Below are 13,525 nucleotides of genomic sequence, written 5' to 3' on the forward strand. Positions count from 1 at the left end.
GCGTTACGCAATATTTCCGAAAGGCTATACTAAGTAGTCTTACTATGCTGGTTGGCATCGAAGACGGGGAGGTAGCGATGGCCGGACATTTGGAACTGGTTGAAACGCCCGATGGGGAATTTCGGATTTTGATGGTGGACGGCGATGACGTGTTGATGGGCCTGTCCAAGCAGTTTTCCACCATGGATGAGGCGGTCGAGGGAGTTGCTGCCATCAGGGAGGTGGCTGGAACGGGGCTGCTTCGGCCCGCCTCGGCTGAGCGGTACGCCGTACTGATGTTGGAGGAACCTGTGATCGACTCGGCGCTGGCGGCGCAAGGCATGCAAGCCCAGGAGTTAGCCCAAAAACAGGCGCAAGCCCAGGCTCAAGCAAAGGTGGTCAACTGTGGCAGATGACGGGGCAAAAAAGAAGCGCGGCGTTCTCTTCGATGTTGATGGAACGCTGATCGATTCCAGCTACTTCCACGCCATGGCCTGGTGGCAGGCGTTCCGACGTGAAGGCCTGGACATCGAAATGTCCGCCATCCATCGGCGCGTGGGCATGGGAGGCGACCGGCTCATCCAGAGCTTGGTTCCGGACTGCACGGAGGACATGCAGGAAGACCTCAAGTCCGCGCATGGGGCCGTCTTCTCAACTTTCTGGCCGTCGCTGCGCACCTTTGATTCTGCCCGCGACCTCCTGGCTGCATGTTCGGATGCAGGGCTGGCCGTGGGGTTGGCCTCATCTGCGCAGGATCGCGACCTTGAAGTGAGCAGGCACCTTCTTGATGCCGGGTCTTCCATTGATGCGTGGACCAGCTCCAATGATGCCAAGGAGAGCAAGCCTGCCCCGGACATTTTGGAGGCGTGCCTGGAGAAGCTTGGGCTCAGCCCCGAGGATGTGGTGTTTGTTGGCGATGCGGTATGGGACGTGAAGGCCGGCGCTGCAATCGGCGTTCCTGTGATCGCCCTGACTTGTGGGGGTATCAGTGAAGCGGAACTGCGCGACGCCGGTGCCGCGGAAGTCTATGACAATCCGCGGCACCTGTTGGAGAATTTGGAGGCCAGCATTATCGGCAAGCTGACGTCGGGGTTACGGGGCGCCTAGCGCTCGCCGCCGGGGCCGACCTCGCGGCTAGCGCGGCTCGTCACTGATGCCCTTGTCCCGTCCGCGGCGATTCCGCAGGGTCCAAATAATCAACGCGATGATGATTAGCGCCGCGATTCCCGCCAGAACCCAGGGCACGACGTCGGTGCGCGTCTGCTCCTGCTGTTCCGTCTCGCTGGTGCCTGGGTTGGCCGGCCCGGTCCCGGCAGGATTCGAGACGTCGGTGGTCGGCTCAGCGGTTGGTGTGGCGGTGGATGGACCGGAGGGGTTGCTGGGTTCCGGCGACGGCGTGGTGGTGGCGGCGACGCTGCCCTGTGCACCTACTACCGCGTTGGCTGCCACCGTTGTGGAGAGAGTGGCCCCGGTGAAAAGAACCAAGGCAAGGGTGGTCATGGCTAATCTGCGAAGCATCGTTCCTCCTGGGTTACTAGCATGATTCCTCATATAGTAAGCATACTGACTAAGCCAGGACTGTGAACGGTTTGCCGACACCTCCTGCCCGGTGCCGCCCGCAAGCCGAGCGGCACCCGAGGCGGCGTTACCGCGTGAGCTTGGCCGAATCCGGTTCCGGATCGCCAATGTGGCCCGGTGCGTTGGCGGCGAGGACACGCTGAACGAACGCGCTGTATTCCTCCATATAGTGGCGCAACAGCCCGGCCGTTGCTTCGTCCGTAACTGAACCGTCGTCGTCGTACGCGTCCGCAACGAAGCGGATGTAAGCCTCAGGCGCATTCAGCTGCGGCGCGTCCAGGAAGCTCAAAACGCTGCGCATGGAGGACTGCATCACGGCCGTTCCAATACCGCCCGGCGAGGCGCCGATGATTCCTGTGGGCTTACGCGCGAAAGAGTTGGTGCCCCACGGGCGTGAACCCCAGTCAATGGCGTTCTTCAAGGCGCCCGGAATCGAGCGGTTGTACTCCGGAGAGATGAACAGGATGCCGTCCGAAGCGGCGATTGCGTCCTTCAGATCCCGGCCCGCCTGCGGGAAATCGGCGTCGTAATCCGAGCTGTACAGCGGAAGGTCTTTGATGGCGATTTCATGGAACTCCAGTTCCGGCGGCGCCACGCTGATGAGAGCCTTGGAGAGGACCCGATTGATGGAATTGCTCGCCAGGCTTCCGACGAAGTAACCGATTTTGAAGGTGTCCATAGTGGCGTTCCTTTCCGACGGCACGGCCGGAACCGGCTCGTCGACGGTGGTGGCTGGTTGTCCCCAGCTTCCACCGACCCTAGTGGACTTATGCACATAGCGCAGCCCCTACTCCCGCCCGGCCCCTCGCAGTCATAGACTCATGCCAACTGAGTTCTGGAGGGTTCCGGAAAAGGGGTGGCGGGTGAAGGCAGGCATAAGGCGCGAGACGCTCGACGGTGAGCGACGTGTTGCCGCAACGCCGGAAACGGTGAAGCAACTGGTGGGGCTGGGCCTTGACGTTGAGGTGGAGTCCGGTGCGGGTCTGGCATCCGGCCACAGCGACCCTGACTACGTTGCGGCGGGCGCCTCGGTGGTGAACTCGCTGGCCCTCGGAGCCCTTGATGTTTACTGCCACGTGCGTCCTCTGGAACCGTCGACGGCGGGAGCCCTCCAACGCGGTTCGGTCACCATTGGTCTAGGCTCGCCATCCTCGGAGTTGCCCACCGTCCGGGCGCTCGCCGTTGGAGGAATAACTTCCTTCGCCCTTGAACTGGTTCCGCGTATTTCGCGTGCCCAGTCCATGGATGCGCTCACTTCGCAGGCCCTGGTGGCCGGTTATCGCTGTGTTCTCGAGGCGGCCATGCGGCTCCCGAGGTTTTTCCCGCTGTACATGACGGCAGCAGGGACCATCCCACCCGCCCGGGTGCTGGTGCTGGGCGCCGGGGTGGCTGGCCTGCAAGCCATCGGAACCGCCAAAAGGCTGGGTGCCCGGGTATCCGCCAACGACATCCGGCCCGCCTCGGCAGACGAAGTGGCATCCATGGGAGGAACATTCATCAAGCTGGACCTCGAAACAGCAGAAGCTTCAGGCGGGTACGCCCGGGAACTCAGTGCGGACCGGGGAGCCCTGCAGCGGGCCCTTTTGGCACCGCACGTAGCCCAAGCCGACGTCCTGATCACCACTGCCGCCGTACCCGGAAGGCGCGCCCCGCTCTTGGTGACACGCGAGATGGTCCAAGGGATGCGGCCCGGCTCAGTGGTGGTGGATTTAGCGGCAGAATCCGGCGGAAACGTGGAAGGGAGCATCCCCGGCCAGGACATCCCCATTCCCACCGGTGATGGTCAGGGCACGGTCACACTCGTGGGCATCAAAGACGCGGCATCGGCGATGCCCGCTGACGCCTCACGCCTGTTCGCGAAGAACGTAGCCAACCTGTTGGCCCTCATGACACGGGACGGAGCGGTTTCCCCGGACTTCTCAGATGAAGTTCTGGCCGGAACATGCCTCACCCACGACGGCCAGGTCCGGCATGCGCCCACTGCTGAAGCGCTCGCGGCACTAGCGGCGCTCGGGGGAGAGAATGCGCCCGTTGCCAGCGGGAGTGCCGGCGGTCCGCAACCCGGAGCTCCCCCACCCGGCTGTCCCGCATCGGGCAGTGAAGGAGTGCGCTGATGGACGGCATGAGCCTGCTAACCATTACAGTCCTGGCGGTGTTCGTTGGTTTTGAGGTTGTTTCCAAGGTCTCCAGCACCTTGCATACGCCGCTCATGTCCGGAGCCAATGCCATCCACGGCATCATCTTGGTGGGGGCCATCATCGTGGCAGGACAGGCCGCTGATCCTTGGGTTTTGGCGGTCGCCCTGCTGGCTGTCGTCCTTGCCACGGCCAACCTCGTCGGCGGTTTTGTGGTGACCGACCGGATGCTGGAGATGTTCCGCGGACGGCAACGGCCGCCGTCGAACGCCGGAGAGGGTGGAGGCGCTCGCGAGTCCGGAAGTGCTCGGGAAGTCAAAGGTTCCGGAGTCGCTGGTGATCCGGGCGTTCTTGGGGGAACCGGTGCCGCGGGAATTAGAAAGGGGCGACCACAATGACGCTTCTGAATCCCACGTGGACGGCGCTTCTGTATCTTGGCGCGGCGGCGTGCTTCATTCTTGCGCTGAAGGGCCTGAACTCGCCCCGGACTGCCCGGCGAGGCAATCTGATCGGCGCATTCGGCGCCCTGCTGGCCGTGGTGACGGTGCTTGTCTCCGTGGAACTGGACAACATTCCTTGGATTCTTGGCGCCATAGCTGTTGGCTCGGGCGTCGCTGCGCCGGTGGCCCGCCGCGTTCAAATGACGCAGATGCCCCAGCTCGTGGCCCTCTTCAACGGGGTTGGTGGTGGCGCTGCGGCTTTGGTGGCGTTGCTGGAACTCTCGCACACGGGAGATCCGTGGGTTCGAGTGGCAATCGTCTTCACATTGCTGGTGGGTGCGGTGTCCTTTGCCGGGTCCGGGGTTACCTTCGCCAAGCTTCAGGGGCTCATGACTACCCGGCCCGTGACGTTTCCAGGCTTGCCCGCTCTGATGGCCGTAGTGTTGCTGGCTGCCGTGGGTGCCGGAATTGCGGTGATCCTGAACGGCTCATTGCTGTTGGCTCTGGTCCTGCTTCTTCTGGGTCTTGGCGCCGGAATCCTGCTGGTGCTTCCCGTGGGAGGCGCTGATGTGCCGATCGTCATTTCGCTCCTGAATGCATTTACTGGACTGGCGGTAGCGGCGTCCGGACTAGTTCTGGGCAACGTTCTCCTGGTGGTGGCCGGCACGCTGGTGGGGGCTTCCGGTACCATCCTGACCCGGGCCATGGCGGCCGCGATGGGACGCAGCGTTGCAGGCATCATGTTCGGAGCCTTCAAAGGCGGATCCACCGCCGGCTCCACCGCCGTGAGTGAGCGGCCCGTACGATCCTCCAGCGCGGAGGACATAGCAGTATTGCTCGGTTATGCGCAGCGGGTGATCATCGTTCCGGGATACGGCCTTGCCGTGGCCCAAGGTCAGCACACTGCTGCTGAGCTTGCCTTGGCGTTGGAGTCGCGGGGAATTGAGGTGGACTTCGCCATCCATCCTGTGGCCGGACGCATGCCGGGCCATATGAACGTGCTGCTGGCTGAGGCCAATGTGCCGTACGAGTCCTTGAAGGAAATGAGCGAGATCAATTCGGAATTCAAGACCACCGACGTCGCCTTGGTGGTGGGCGCCAATGATGTTGTGAATCCTGCGGCTAAGACCACATCGGGGTCACCGATCTACGGAATGCCTATTCTGGAAGTCGCCGACGCCCGGCAGGTGGTGTTCCTCAAGCGTTCCATGCGCCCCGGGTTTGCCGGCATCGAGAACGAACTGCTGTACGAACCTCAAACCACCCTGCTGTTTGGTGATGCAAAAGACTCGTTGACGAAGGTGCTGGGTGCTGTGAAGGCGCTATAGGAGACGTATCTCTCTTCGCTCAGGCTCGGATTTTCCGTCATGGACTGGGCAGTGATGGCACTCGTCTTGTACAGAAACCTTTTCAGGAATGCTTTGTACAGCAGGCGAGGAGTCATCCAGTTGCAGAATGGTAAGAAAGATTCGCTGTTTGGGTCGTGCTTCGTCCCGGCACGGGGCAAGAGGGTGACCAATTGGAGGTCGCTGGTTGGGCACACTGTCCAGATCTGGCAAGGCAACGACGTCCTGGACGAGGGGCTCGTGGAAGCGGTGACTGCTGACGGAACGGTGTTATGGCTTGCCCAAACGGGGGCCATACAAAGGCGGCTGGTGATGAAGGAACGCGGCGCCGGCCTCTGGGTCCGGCTCATGAACTGATTACTTGAACACGTCTCGTCCCTGCTGTTGGCGCCGGGCTTCCGAAGGCTCCGCGGGGGTCCTAAGCTGGGTGCACAAATTGCCGATAGCCAGCCACATCCAAGCGAGGTTGCGCCATGACAGTGAAACTCAATAAGAAGGCTTTTGACCATGCGAAGCACCTGATTCATGATGGCAAGGTGGTCAAGGACACCCGCGACGACTGGAGCGAGCACGCCCCCACCACCAAGGATGAGAACGCCTTTCTGGACAAGCACGGGCACGCCGAGTACTCCCAGTGGTTCCTGGGCGTGGACGACGAACACCCGGAAGACCAAAAGGGCCACTACAAGTTCCCCATCGGCGACTTCAAGAAGGTCCACCGCTGCGGTGTGATCTCCGCTGAGAGCAGGGCGGGCCAGTACGACTACGACGATATTCGTGAGGCCTTGGGAAAGCTTCTCGAAAAGATCGACGAGGACTGAACCGGCGGCCGGGCTGACGTTCGCCGCGCTCCTGCCCGTCTCGGGACTGGCAAGAGTTGGTTTGTGTCGTTGACGCTACATCGTTCCAGTGGTTTTACAGGAGTCAGCAGGGGTGTGCGCCAGGATTTCCGCGAGCTCCGCCAACCTGTGTGCTCGTGCCGATTCAGCGGGTGAGAATGGTTCGCCGGGTCTGGTGAAGAGCAGCGGGCCATGCCACGCCGTCGGGATTTTGAGGAATTCAGCGGAAGGCCCGACGGCGGTGGTCGCCTTCGACGTGGGGCTTTCGGGATCAAAGGGGACCACTTTTGCGGACAGGAGCTCTGCGACGACCAACGGAAGCTCCTTTGGATTCCCCGCGATGCGCGTGGCGAGACTCAGGGCCTTGGTTTGGCCGTCGGCCATGGCCAAAGCAGTGGTGGGCCAAACGTGTGACTCATGCCCGCCGCCGTCGTGCAGTGCTTTCAGCAGTTCCTGCTCGGTGACTTCGCCCGGCGTGGAGAGCACGAACTCATCCATGACCCGGTCGCCGTGGGCTGCGTCGGCGGAGAAGCCTGAGGTGGAGCCATTTCCTATCATCGGGTGGACGTGGAGGCTAAGGATGTTGGCGTCCAACTTGGCCAGGGCTTGGGTGATCCTCTGGAGGGAGCCTGGCTGGTCCAATAGGACGGTTCGGGCGCGCCACAGGGCAGGAGCCAGATGCAGCTTGTGCCGTTGACGGAGTGCCGGCGCATGAAGCCATCGTCGAAGTACCTTGGCGGCTGATGGTTCGGCCACCCAGATGACCAACACAGTAGCGGTTACCGCCAGCAGCAGGACCTTCGCGACGTATGGCAGGTGGGTTCCAACCACTGCCGCATGAACCAGCAGTTCGATGGGGAGCATCACCGCGATGTTAGCGAGGGTGAGCCGCGCCTTGGAAGCTTCGGGCAATTGACCGCAGACATCACAGAGGAGGTCCGCAGTGACGGGAGTGCTCGGATTGGGCTTCATGTTTTCATGCTGCCCTGCCCCTGTTTCAATCCCGTTGCCCTTGCGTCACGTTCCGGGGTCAGGCCGATGAAACATGGGAACCCGGCACCCTCGCGGTGAGGATGCCGGGTGCCACTGAGCAACAGGAAGGAGTGCAATTGGGAAGGAGCGCGCAGCTGGACCTGAACGCTTGGGAGTTTGGGGAGGGCGCTCCCTAGCGCGTGCGGTCGGAATCGAGGTCGGTGGAGAGGCCCGAGTCCAGATCTGAGGAACGATCGGCGGCGCGGTGGGCAGCAGCTTCCTTCAGGAGGTCGCGGATTTCGGCCAGAAGGGCAGTGTCTGCAGGGAGTGGCTCTTCCTCGGGCTCCTCAGTGGAGAGGCGGTTCTTGACCAAGGAATTGATCTTGTTCATCGGGGCCACGAAGATGAAGTACACCACCGCTGCGGTGATCACGAAGGTTACGAGCGCCGTCAGCACAGCGCCGATGTTGACGAGCGTGGCGGGGTTGTTTTCCCAGATCCTGAACCCGAGTCCGTCCGCATTCATGCCACCGGCGGCGGCGATCACCGGGTTGATGATGTTGGTTGTGAAGGCCGTAACGAGGGCGGTGAACGCACTGCCGATGACCACGGCGATGGCCAACTCGATCACGTTGCCGCGAAGTATGAAGTCCTTGAAACCCTTAAGCATGGATGGTCCTCCGATTGGGTGCGGGGTGTCTCAGCAGTGATCAAACTACCACTCCGGGGTTTCAAGGGCTTGTCATAGGGATGTGAGAGATGGTTTGGGGGAAGGGCTTGGGATGTGAGAGATGGTCAGGCGAGCAGGGACCTCGTGTGGTCGTTGAGGAACATCCCGCGGGGATCGAACTCCCGGCGAACCTGGATGAACGTGTCCAACTCCGGGTAGAGGCGTTCCAGGCGGCTACGGGTCATGAAATGGATCTTGCCCCAGTGCGCGCGTGGCTCGAATTCCTGCAGCACGGCGTCGGCGTCCCGGAAGAACTGCCAGTAATCGGTCCCGGGCTCGGTGGTGAGCGTGATGACTGTGCTGTCGCGGCCTTGGAACTGGGACATGTAGGCGTCGTCGGACTTCACCCAGCGGACCTCCACGGGGTACTTCTGCTCGGGATACTTGCTGCGGATCAGGTCCTGGATGGCTTCGACGGCCACCAAACCATCTTCGCTTCGGACAAAGTATTCGAGTTCATGGAATTGCGTGGTGAAGCCGCCCGGGTAGATCCGGTAAGAGCGGTCCAGGCGGGAACCTTCGACGGCGGACAACTGGCTTTCGTCCTGGACGGAGGCCACGTTGTACCGCTTGGTGTAGCTGCGACCACCCATGCTGTGATCGGGTGAACCGGGGAGGTCCAGCAGCTCGCAGGAGTCATCCTCCGGGCACCAGAGGAAGGAGTAGTGCCGGTTGTCATCAATGTCTGCCTGCCAGGTGGATGTGGTTTCCGCCCACGTGGGGTAGGTGATCTGTTCCTGCAGGTAGTAGCTGTCCTCCACGGCCAGTTCCACTTCCAGGAAGATCCCCAACGTCCCGAGTGCTGTCTGCGCTGCGCGGAGTTCGCGGAGCTGGCCCTCGCCGATTTCCACGATCTCGCCGAAACCGTTGATCAGCTTCACCCACCGCAGCTTGGAGGAGAAACTGCCCAGAGCCTTGCCGGATCCGTGGGTGCTGGTGGCCAGTGCGCCTGCGATCTGCTGTTTGTCGATGTCGCCCTGATTGCTGAGCGCCAGACCCTTCTCCCACAAGGCATCCCCGAAGGCGTTGATGGTGGTGCCCGCCAATGCCCGGGCGCGGCGCCCTGCACGGTCAGTCCCCGTGATGGCAGAGAGCCCGGACATGTCCATCAGGACCCCGCCGGTCTGAACCAAAGGCGAGGACGAGTGCCCCGAGCCGACCGCCCGCACAGGCAAGCCTTCACGGATGGCGAACCGGACGGCGTCGAGCGCTTCTTGTTCATTCCCGGGCCGAACGGTGAAGGCTGGCGTCGCACTTTGGTTCCCGCCCCAGTTTGTCCACGTGGTGTCCGTGGTGAAGGGGGCCGTGGGGGTGGCGGCGGCAGGTACGCGCGAAACATTGGTGGTCATAACAAAAGCTCCGTTGCTTGTTTGAACGCTTATGCGCCGTGGTTGATCATGACGTGCTTCGTACGGGAGTAGTCATCGAGGGCGTAGAGCGAGAGATCACGGCCGTAGCCGGAACCTTTGAATCCGCCCCACGGTACCTCGCATGCCAGGACAAGATGCGCATTGACCCACACGGTGCCGAAGTCCAGTTGCTTGGGGATGCGCAGGGAAAGGCTTGAATCGCGGGTCCACACCGAGGCTGACAAACCGTAGGGGCTCTCGTTGGCGCGGGTCACTGCCTCTTCGGTGCTGCTGAAGGTTTCCACAGTGACCACTGGCCCGAAAATCTCATGTGTGGCGATGTGCGCTCCGGCCGGTACGTTGCTGATGACCGTGGGCTCGATGAAGTAGCCGGGACCTTCCAGCGCGGATCCGCCGATAGCCATGGTGAGGCCCGCCTGGCGTGCTTCAGCCAGGGCTTCCTTGACCCGCTCAAAGTGCGGGAGGGAGATCATGGGGCCGATTTCGACGTCGTCTCCGGCGTCCGGCGCGCCGAGCACCAAGGTGCTGACTTCCCGGACCAGGTGCGCCGTGAACTCCTCGGCCACGGACTCATGAACCAGGACGCGGCAGGCGGCACCGCAATCCTGGCCGGCATTCCAGAAGCCGGCGTTCCGGACACCGGCAGCTGCGGCGCGGAGGTCGGCGTCGGGGAAGACAACAACGGGAGCCTTGCCCCCGAGTTCCAAGTGGACGCGTTTGACGGATTTCGCTGCGGTTTCGGCCACGGCCTGGCCACTGACCACACTGCCTGTCAGGGCCACCAGTGCGATGTCAGGGTGCTCGGAAAGGCGCTGTCCAACGGTCCGGCCGCGGCCAGTGACCACGTTGAGGATGCCGTCAGGTATGCGGCCGGCCAGCACTTCCGCCAGTTTCAGCGTGGTCAAAGGGGTCTGCTCGGAGGGCTTGATGACGATGCTGTTGCCGGCCGCGAGGATGGGCGCGATCTTCCATGCAGCCATCAGCAGCGGGTAATTCCACGGCGTGATGACACCCACCACGCCCACGGGTTCGCGCAGGATCACCGAGGTGTGGCCCGTGGCGTAGTCACCGCCGGCCATGGAGGTAAGCGTGCGTGAGGCACCGGCCATGAAGCGGAAGGTATCGATGGTGCTGGAGACATCGTCCTCGGAGACGGCCTGCGGCTTGCCGGTGTTGGCGGACTCGATTGCCTGGAACGCTTCCCGATTCTCCTCGATGATGTTCGCAATAAGGTTCAGGACGTCCGCGCGCTCCTTCGGGGTGGTGACACCCCAGGTTTTTTGGGCCACGACGGCGGCAGCAACGGCGGCGTCCACATCACCGGCGGTTCCCGCCTGGACGGAGGCGATGACCTGCTCCGTGGTGGGATCCACCACGTCGATCAGCAGGCCCGTGGAGCCAGGGACGAAGGAACCGTTGATGAAATGCCCCGCCGGAGGCAGAGGCAGAGGGAGCTGCAGGGAGAGGGAACTGTGGGCGTCTGAGCGCCGGACGGTGAACTGTTCGGTCTGGGTGGTCATGATGCTTCGCTTTCAGAGGAGGTTCAGGGGAGGGGCAGGGAGGTTCAGGGGAAATGCAGGTGAGGGTCTGGTCGGATCAGGCCTGGTCAGATCAGGTCAGGGGTAAGTGCAGCTGCGGGAAAGGAGGCAGGTTCTGCCTTCTTCCGGAACACCCGGGCTGCCACGTAGTACAGGGGAGCTACCACGACGAGCCCAACGATCCACGAGATGTCCACTCCACCCATCGCCGCAGCCAGGGGGCCTGTGTAGATGGTGGTGGCTGAGAAGGGAACCTGGATCAGGGCGCCTGCTATGTAGGAACCGATGGCCACCCAATTGAACCGCCCGTACACACCGCCGTCGCGCTTGAAGAAGTCTTCAACCCGGTAGTCGCCGTGCCGCAGAAGGTAGTAGTCCACCAGGTTGATGGCCGTCCAGGGAACCAGGACGTACATGAGGAAGGAGAGGAAGTTGGTGTAGAAGAGGATGAAGTTGTCGCGGGCAAACAGGGCAATGGAGACGGCCACCACGAACAGGATGACTGCTGCGATGCTGCGGGTTTTGGCGCGGGGCAACCAGGAGGGCTTGAACGTCTGCCCGATGGTGAGGGTGCACAGGACGCCGCAGTACAGGTTCATGGCGTTCGAGGCAGCGACGCCCAGGCAGAAGATGCCCACGATGATCAGGGTCCACGGCTGGAGCAGTGCCCCCAGGCTGCCCACGATTTCGACGTCGCCGGTGCTCATGGAGACCGCGAGGGTACCCACCAAAGCACCAAGGATCATGGGGAAGAGAGTTCCCAGGACGCATCCCGAATAGGAAGCCCAGAAAGCGGGGGCAGAGCCCGTGCCTTGCGGCATGTAGCGCGAGTAGTCAGAGACGTACGGCGCGTAGGCAAGCTGCCACAGGGCTGAGACGGAAATGGTGCCCATGAAGCCCACCCAGTTGAAGTTGCCCGTCTCCAGGAAGTTGCCCGGCAAGCCGTGAACCATCAGGATCCATCCGAAGGCCAGCAACAGGGCCAACCCGGCGGCGACACTTAGAACGCGAGCGTAAGCGTGAATGAGCCGGTATCCGAAGATCGTGGCGATCACGCTGACCACGCCGATGATGATGATGCCGGCGTCAACGCTGATACCCGGGCTGACGGCGGCCATAGCTTCGCCGCCGAACACCAGGTTGGCTGCGAAGAAACCCACGTACATAACAACGACGATGACTACGATCAACAAGGCCCCGAAGGAGCCAAACTGGCCACGGGTCTGAATCATCTGGGCCACACCCAGTTGCGGACCTTGGGCGGAGTGCAGCGCCATGAAGATACCGCCCACGACGTTGCCGATGACGATGCCCACCACGGCCGGAACGAAGCCCAAGCCAAACACCGTGGTGGCGAGGCCGCCGGTCACGATGGTCATGATCATGATGTTGGAGCCGAACCAGATAGTGAAGAGGTCCCGGGCTTTGCCGTGCCGCTCATTGGCCGGGATGGGCTGGATGGTTTTGTCCTCCAGCCGGGGAACCTCGCTTGTAACGGGCGCGGTGCTCATGATGCACTCCGGGATGCTGAAGCGAGTTCGCGAACCGCCGTGGCGTCTGCTTTGCTGCGGTTCACCATCAGGCCCAAAAGGTCGAAGACCAGAGTGGCGGCGGCGAGGGTGGTGATGTCCGCATGGTCGTACGCCGGAGCGACTTCCACGACGTCGGCACCCACAATGTTGATCCCGTTCAGTCCGCGGAGCAACGCCAGGAGTTCGCGGGAGTGGAGCCCGCCCATCTCCGGCGTGCCCGTGCCGGGTGCGAAGGCCGGGTCCAGAACATCGATGTCGATTGACACGTATACCGGGGTATCGCCCAGCCTGTCCTTCACCCGCTGGATGGCTGCCGGAACACCGATCACATCCAGGTCCGAGCAACGGATGATCTGGAACCCGAATTCGTGATCACGGAGGAAATCGTTGCGGTCATAAACCGGGCCGCGGATGCCTACGTGCATTGACTTGTCTTCCACCAGCAGTCCTTCCTCGAATGCCCGGCGGAAGATGGTTCCGTGGGTGATCGGCTGATCAAAGTAGGTGTCCCAGGTGTCCAGGTGGGCATCGAAGTGCAGGAGTGCCACGGGGCCGTGAACTGTGTTGAGCGCCCGCAGCATGGGCAAGGCAATGGTGTGGTCGCCACCAATGGAAATGAGCCGCTTGTCCTCGCTGATCAGGGGCAAAGCCTGCTCTTCAATCTCGCGGACTGCCCGGGTGATGTCGTAAGGAGTGCACGCGATGTCGCCGGCGTCCACCACCTGGGCCTCGTACACCGGTTCAACGTCCAGTTCCGGATGGTAGCCGGGGCGCAGGAGGCGGGAGGCTTCACGGACTGCGGCAGGACCGAAACGGGCGCCGGGGCGGAAGGAGGTTCCGCCGTCGAACGGTACGCCCACAATCGCAATATCGTAGTCCGGGACACGGTCGATTTGGGGGAGGCGGGCAAAGGTACCGAGGCCTGCATACCGGGGGACTTTGGTTGCGGCGACAGGGCCGATGGGCTTGTGCGTTGTCATTGCCGGATCCTTGGGGGTGAGGGGTGCTCGCCGTTGAGCGGGAAGTAGGTAATTCCATTGTTGGTGACGCGGATCACCCCGGATAG

General features: G+C 62.4%; 15 protein-coding genes. 7 read left to right on the plus strand and 8 right to left on the minus strand.

All coding sequences use genetic code 11. From position 1 onward, the window contains the following. Nucleotides 1-44: 44 nt before the first annotated feature. Together BACI9J_RS24200 and BACI9J_RS00385 are read left to right on the plus strand one after the other, a co-directional pair. Nucleotides 45-395 carry a hypothetical protein gene (locus tag BACI9J_RS24200; protein WP_236558246.1) on the plus strand — a complete coding sequence of 117 codons (351 nt, stop codon included), beginning with the start codon at nucleotides 45-47 and terminating at the stop codon, nucleotides 393-395. Further along, a complete protein-coding gene (locus BACI9J_RS00385) occupies nucleotides 385-1,086 on the plus strand; it encodes an HAD family hydrolase (RefSeq protein ID WP_159732151.1) in 702 nt (233 codons plus the stop codon). Before BACI9J_RS24200 ends, BACI9J_RS00385 begins: the two co-directional genes overlap by 11 nt. Nucleotides 1,087-1,113: 27 nt before the next feature. On the opposite strand, the gene BACI9J_RS00390 is transcribed toward BACI9J_RS00385, so the two are convergent. Together BACI9J_RS00390 and BACI9J_RS00395 are read right to left on the minus strand one after the other, a co-directional pair. Then, nucleotides 1,114-1,497 (minus strand): hypothetical protein, encoded by a 384-nt coding sequence (locus BACI9J_RS00390; protein WP_159732154.1) that lies wholly within the window; start codon nucleotides 1,495-1,497, stop codon nucleotides 1,114-1,116. A 127-nt stretch (nucleotides 1,498-1,624) separates the two neighbouring features. Beyond that, complete coding sequence (locus BACI9J_RS00395) at nucleotides 1,625-2,236, minus strand: NADPH-dependent FMN reductase (RefSeq protein ID WP_159732157.1); 612 nt, start codon at nucleotides 2,234-2,236, stop codon at nucleotides 1,625-1,627. Between the two features lie 184 nt (nucleotides 2,237-2,420). Here BACI9J_RS00395 and BACI9J_RS00400 point away from each other — a divergent pair, with 184 nt between their 5' ends. The 5 genes from BACI9J_RS00400 to BACI9J_RS00420 all read left to right on the plus strand — a co-directional run bounded on the left by BACI9J_RS00400 (nucleotide 2,421) and on the right by BACI9J_RS00420 (nucleotide 6,299). Next, complete coding sequence (locus BACI9J_RS00400) at nucleotides 2,421-3,671, plus strand: Re/Si-specific NAD(P)(+) transhydrogenase subunit alpha (protein ID WP_159732160.1); 1,251 nt, start codon at nucleotides 2,421-2,423, stop codon at nucleotides 3,669-3,671. Further along, the gene (locus BACI9J_RS00405) at nucleotides 3,671-4,090 is read left to right on the plus strand and encodes an NAD(P) transhydrogenase subunit alpha (RefSeq protein ID WP_159732163.1); all 420 of its coding nucleotides are present in this window, start codon (nucleotides 3,671-3,673) and stop codon (nucleotides 4,088-4,090) included. Before BACI9J_RS00400 ends, BACI9J_RS00405 begins: the two co-directional genes overlap by 1 nt. Beyond that, nucleotides 4,087-5,460 (plus strand): NAD(P)(+) transhydrogenase (Re/Si-specific) subunit beta, encoded by a 1,374-nt coding sequence (locus tag BACI9J_RS00410; RefSeq protein WP_159732166.1) that lies wholly within the window; start codon nucleotides 4,087-4,089, stop codon nucleotides 5,458-5,460. The genes BACI9J_RS00405 and BACI9J_RS00410 overlap by 4 nt, the downstream gene beginning before the upstream one ends. Nucleotides 5,461-5,643: 183 nt before the next feature. Then, on the plus strand, nucleotides 5,644-5,835 hold the full coding sequence (locus BACI9J_RS00415; protein WP_236558251.1) for a hypothetical protein: 192 nt from the start codon (nucleotides 5,644-5,646) through the stop codon (nucleotides 5,833-5,835). A gap of 116 nt (nucleotides 5,836-5,951) precedes the next feature. Further along, entirely contained in the window at nucleotides 5,952-6,299 is a 348-nt protein-coding gene (locus BACI9J_RS00420) for a hypothetical protein (RefSeq protein ID WP_159732169.1), read from the plus strand. Nucleotides 6,300-6,374: 75 nt separating this feature from the next. Here the strand turns inward: BACI9J_RS00420 and BACI9J_RS00425 are convergent, their stop codons facing one another. From BACI9J_RS00425 to speB, 6 genes are all read right to left on the minus strand, one after another. Beyond that, complete coding sequence (locus BACI9J_RS00425) at nucleotides 6,375-7,289, minus strand: amino acid-binding protein (protein ID WP_159732172.1); 915 nt, start codon at nucleotides 7,287-7,289, stop codon at nucleotides 6,375-6,377. A 193-nt stretch (nucleotides 7,290-7,482) separates the two neighbouring features. Beyond that, the gene (mscL, locus tag BACI9J_RS00430) at nucleotides 7,483-7,959 is read right to left on the minus strand and encodes a large conductance mechanosensitive channel protein MscL (protein ID WP_159732175.1); all 477 of its coding nucleotides are present in this window, start codon (nucleotides 7,957-7,959) and stop codon (nucleotides 7,483-7,485) included. A gap of 125 nt (nucleotides 7,960-8,084) precedes the next feature. After that, nucleotides 8,085-9,368 carry a D-arabinono-1,4-lactone oxidase gene (locus BACI9J_RS00435; protein WP_159732178.1) on the minus strand — a complete coding sequence of 428 codons (1,284 nt, stop codon included), beginning with the start codon at nucleotides 9,366-9,368 and terminating at the stop codon, nucleotides 8,085-8,087. A 29-nt stretch (nucleotides 9,369-9,397) separates the two neighbouring features. Next, nucleotides 9,398-10,909 carry an aldehyde dehydrogenase family protein gene (locus tag BACI9J_RS00440; RefSeq protein ID WP_236558253.1) on the minus strand — a complete coding sequence of 504 codons (1,512 nt, stop codon included), beginning with the start codon at nucleotides 10,907-10,909 and terminating at the stop codon, nucleotides 9,398-9,400. Nucleotides 10,910-10,995: 86 nt separating this feature from the next. Next, the gene (locus tag BACI9J_RS00445) at nucleotides 10,996-12,438 is read right to left on the minus strand and encodes a purine-cytosine permease family protein (protein WP_159732181.1); all 1,443 of its coding nucleotides are present in this window, start codon (nucleotides 12,436-12,438) and stop codon (nucleotides 10,996-10,998) included. Beyond that, entirely contained in the window at nucleotides 12,435-13,439 is a 1,005-nt protein-coding gene (gene speB / locus BACI9J_RS00450) for an agmatinase (protein ID WP_159732184.1), read from the minus strand. The genes BACI9J_RS00445 and speB overlap by 4 nt, the downstream gene beginning before the upstream one ends. Nucleotides 13,440-13,525 lie beyond the last annotated feature (86 nt).

The sequence above is a fragment of the Arthrobacter sp. 9V genome, assembly GCF_902506065.1.
Classification (GTDB): Bacteria; Actinomycetota; Actinomycetes; order Actinomycetales; family Micrococcaceae; genus Arthrobacter.

What these genes read in the sequence shown, in the direction of transcription:
- BACI9J_RS00390 (WP_159732154.1), bottom strand. Translation starts at nt 1,497, where the DNA reads ATGCTTCGCAGATTAGCCATGACCACCCTTGCCTTGGTTCTTTTCACC.
- BACI9J_RS00405 (WP_159732163.1), top strand. Translation starts at nt 3,671, where the DNA reads ATGGACGGCATGAGCCTGCTAACCATTACAGTCCTGGCGGTGTTCGTT.
- BACI9J_RS00425 (WP_159732172.1), bottom strand. Translation starts at nt 7,289, where the DNA reads ATGAAGCCCAATCCGAGCACTCCCGTCACTGCGGACCTCCTCTGTGAT.
- BACI9J_RS24200 (WP_236558246.1), top strand. Translation starts at nt 45, where the DNA reads ATGCTGGTTGGCATCGAAGACGGGGAGGTAGCGATGGCCGGACATTTG.
- BACI9J_RS00440 (WP_236558253.1), bottom strand. Translation starts at nt 10,909, where the DNA reads ATGACCACCCAGACCGAACAGTTCACCGTCCGGCGCTCAGACGCCCAC.
- BACI9J_RS00445 (WP_159732181.1), bottom strand. Translation starts at nt 12,438, where the DNA reads ATGAGCACCGCGCCCGTTACAAGCGAGGTTCCCCGGCTGGAGGACAAA.
- BACI9J_RS00435 (WP_159732178.1), bottom strand. Translation starts at nt 9,368, where the DNA reads ATGACCACCAATGTTTCGCGCGTACCTGCCGCCGCCACCCCCACGGCC.
- speB (WP_159732184.1), bottom strand. Translation starts at nt 13,439, where the DNA reads ATGACAACGCACAAGCCCATCGGCCCTGTCGCCGCAACCAAAGTCCCC.
- BACI9J_RS00410 (WP_159732166.1), top strand. Translation starts at nt 4,087, where the DNA reads ATGACGCTTCTGAATCCCACGTGGACGGCGCTTCTGTATCTTGGCGCG.
- mscL (WP_159732175.1), bottom strand. Translation starts at nt 7,959, where the DNA reads ATGCTTAAGGGTTTCAAGGACTTCATACTTCGCGGCAACGTGATCGAG.
- BACI9J_RS00395 (WP_159732157.1), bottom strand. Translation starts at nt 2,236, where the DNA reads ATGGACACCTTCAAAATCGGTTACTTCGTCGGAAGCCTGGCGAGCAAT.
- BACI9J_RS00420 (WP_159732169.1), top strand. Translation starts at nt 5,952, where the DNA reads ATGACAGTGAAACTCAATAAGAAGGCTTTTGACCATGCGAAGCACCTG.